Annotated in this window: 4 protein-coding genes; all 4 read left to right on the top strand. The window is 37.2% G+C overall.

Going from position 1 to position 3136, the window contains the following annotated elements; all coding sequences use genetic code 11:
• Positions 1 to 684: RluA family pseudouridine synthase (locus GSY74_RS07050; protein WP_164664400.1), on the top strand; the 684-nt coding region annotated here is incomplete at its 5' end.
• Positions 623 to 1297: a hypothetical protein gene (locus tag GSY74_RS07045; RefSeq protein WP_164664399.1), complete on the top strand. Its 675-nt coding sequence runs from the start codon at positions 623 to 625 to the stop codon at positions 1295 to 1297. The genes GSY74_RS07050 and GSY74_RS07045, both read left to right, overlap by 62 nt.
• 8 nt (positions 1298 to 1305) lie before the next feature.
• On the top strand, positions 1306 to 2571 hold the full coding sequence (gene trmB / locus GSY74_RS07040; protein ID WP_164664398.1) for a tRNA (guanosine(46)-N7)-methyltransferase TrmB: 1266 nt from the start codon (positions 1306 to 1308) through the stop codon (positions 2569 to 2571).
• Positions 2564 to 3136, top strand: a 573-nt coding sequence (locus tag GSY74_RS07035) for an ATP-binding cassette domain-containing protein (protein ID WP_164664397.1), incomplete at its 3' end; no start/stop codon positions are given. The genes trmB and GSY74_RS07035, both read left to right, overlap by 8 nt.

Genomic DNA, 3136 nt, shown 5'->3' with positions numbered 1-3136 from the left:
GTTCATCCAGCACCATCGGTAAAAGAGGCGACGCTGGTTGATTGGTTGATTCACAGGGGTATCTCTCTCTCTACTATCTCAGGTGAAGAGCGACATGGGATTGTGCATAGGATTGACAAAGAGACTACGGGTGCTTTGGTTATAGCAAAGACCAATGAGGCTCATCAGAAGCTAAGTGAGCAGTTGCAAGATAAGAGCATGGGGAGATACTATCTGGCACTTATTGACTATCCACTAAAACAGAGTGGTATAGTTGAGCGACCAATTGGTAGAAACCGTAATAATCGCCTAAAGATGGATGTAGTCACCGATGGAAAAGAGGCGAAGTCGGCATTTTATAAATTGGCAGAAAGTGACACAAATGTGGAGTTGATAGCTGTAAAACTCTTTACAGGGCGTACTCATCAGATTCGTGTCCATCTTAACAGTTTAGGACGGCATATATTGGGAGATGTTTTATATGGTTTTAAGAGCAAAAAAGATACAATAAATAGAGTTCTATTACATGCGTATAAACTCTATCTGATACATCCTATTACAGGTAAGAGGATGGAGTTTGTAGCACCCCTTTTTCCCGATATGCGAGATTTTATCTATCGGCAATTTAATCAAGGAGAGATTGATGAGAAAATTAACCCTGCTGTCATTGACAGTTATTTCAGTACTGTTACTGACAGGATGTAGTACAAAAGATTTGGTTAGCCATAAGTTAGACCTTAAACTACCTAAGCTTAACAGTGTAAAAGCTATCGCTAGTAGTACCTCTGTAGGTTTTGAGTGGAAGCCTCTAAAAGGTTTAGATGGTATCAATATCTATCGAACGGAAGCAAATAAGTATAAAGAGAGTGCAACTAAACAGCTTATTAAAGTTGCAACGGTATCTAGCCCTTTTGCTACACATTTTGTAGATAGTGGATTGAAGCAGAATAGTGCATATACCTATACATTTACAACCATCAAAGGTGGGTATGAGTCTGCTCATGGAAAGGTAATTGATATTAAGACTGACCCAGCACTGCCAGAGGTTAGTTTTTTTCAGGGTGTTCAAAAAGCTAAAACCATTATTAAACTAATCTGGCGACCACACCCTGACAAGCGAGTGAAGATGTATAAGATTGAGAAGAGTCTAAATGGTGAAAACTGGAAATGGGTTAAGAGTATTCATAGTCGTATAATGGTTGAGTATATAGATTCTTATGTTATATCTGGTAGTAAACATCAGTATAGGATTATAGCTGTAGGTTTTGATGATAGTTACTCTAAGCCAAGTAAAGTTGTTACCATTATAGCCAGATAAGGGGTTCTATGCCACATATTACAGTTAAACCATTTGATACCTCTATACTAAAAGAGGGGGATTACTCTCAAACTAAAATAGTCTTCAGATCCCAAGATTTGTACTCTTTGGATGAGATGATTGGTGTAGAGGTTGATGAGACGAAGTTTCTTTTGCATATTAAAAAGTCCAAAGAGAGTTGGCTTTTGAAATATGATAAGGTCACTCGACCACTAAAGGTAAATTTAGTTAAACAGGCTATTGGTGATATATCTAAAGATTTAGAGATTATCAACTCAAATATCACCATACACAAGAGCAAAGTAGCTTTGGGAAATAGTTATGAGAAGAGGATAGAGGATTTTGTAGATATTGAGTTTCCATTAGAGATCTTGCAAAACTCTTTGGAGTCGGAGACTTTAGTCCCGAATATAACGAGGCTAAAGCCATCGGTTCCTAGTTTTGCAAGAGATCTATTTGAATCTGTATCTATAGAGGTTGGATTTGGTTCAGGAAAACATCTACTCTATCAAGCAGAGAAGAACCCTGATAGACTCTTTATCGGTATAGAGATACATACACCCTCTGCACAACAGGTTCTAAGACAGATTGAACTAAAAGGGATAGAGAATATATGGGTTGTTAATTATGACGCGAGGCTTCTTTTGGAGATGATACCTTCAAACCTTTGTCATAAGATATTTGTACATTTTCCTGTTCCTTGGGATAAGAAACCCCATAGACGAGTAATATCTTCCTCTTTTTTAGAAGAGTCGATGCGGGTTTTGGAAAAAGGAGGAAAGCTAGAGCTTAGAACTGATAGTTATAAGTACTTTTGGTATGCACTGGATACATTCCTTGGTGAAAATGTAGCTCAATCTGCTCTTGAGGTACGGAAAAATGCCTCTTTGGAGGTTACTAGTAAATATGAAGCTAGATGGATAAGGCAAGAGAAAGATATCTATGATGTTTTTGTTAAGTCAGAGCATCAATCCGAAGAGAGAGTCTTAGATTTTAATTTTAATTTTGATGAAATTTTCTATAAAGATAAATTAATAGAGAGAATTTCTAAGAAACCTATACTCTATGATGGATATTTCATACACTTTGAACGGATATATAGAGTAAGTGAAAGTGCAATTTTGTTAAAATTGGCATTTGGGAGCTTTGATAGACCTGAACATAAATATATATGGATAGATGATTCTATCTGTTACTACTTTGGGAGTATTCCAGTAAAAACATTAACAAATTATAAAACACATTTGAAAATTAAGGAGCAGTTGAGTGTCTAATATAATATCAGCACAAAATCTAACCCTCTCTTATGATAGAGAGTATGAGATTATCAAAAATGCAACATTCTCTGTCAAAAAGGGGGATTTTGTCTTTATCACGGGACCCAGTGGTTCTGGTAAATCTACACTACTAAAAGCACTCTATGGCAATATAAAACCACACTCAGGTACACTTCTGATGGGTGGATTGGATATGAGCAGGATACAGAAATCTAAACTTCAAGAGTTGAGAACCCATTTGGGTATAGTCTTTCAAGATTATAAATTGATAAATGAGTGGACGGTTGAGAGAAATGTGGTGCTTCCACTATGGATAGCAGGTTACTCAAACGAGATTCAAGAGACACAGGCAAAGAGACTTCTGCACCATGTCAAACTAAGTGGTAAAGAGCAGAAGTACCCTATGGAGCTTTCAGGTGGTGAGCAACAGAGAGTGGGGGTGGCTAGAGCATTGGCAAAAAACCCATTTTTGATACTAGCAGATGAGCCAACAGGAAACTTGGATGACTACTCATCTAATGTTATTTGGGATTTGCTAGAGAATGCCTGTCAACAGCTTGAT

Origin of the sequence: Sulfurovum sp. bin170, assembly GCF_010892395.1 — a bacterium.
In the GTDB taxonomy this organism is placed as follows: Bacteria; Campylobacterota; Campylobacteria; order Campylobacterales; family Sulfurovaceae; genus UBA1140.
The sequence above is the reverse complement of the archived record's forward strand: the minus strand, read 5'-3'. Positions and strand labels throughout refer to the sequence as shown.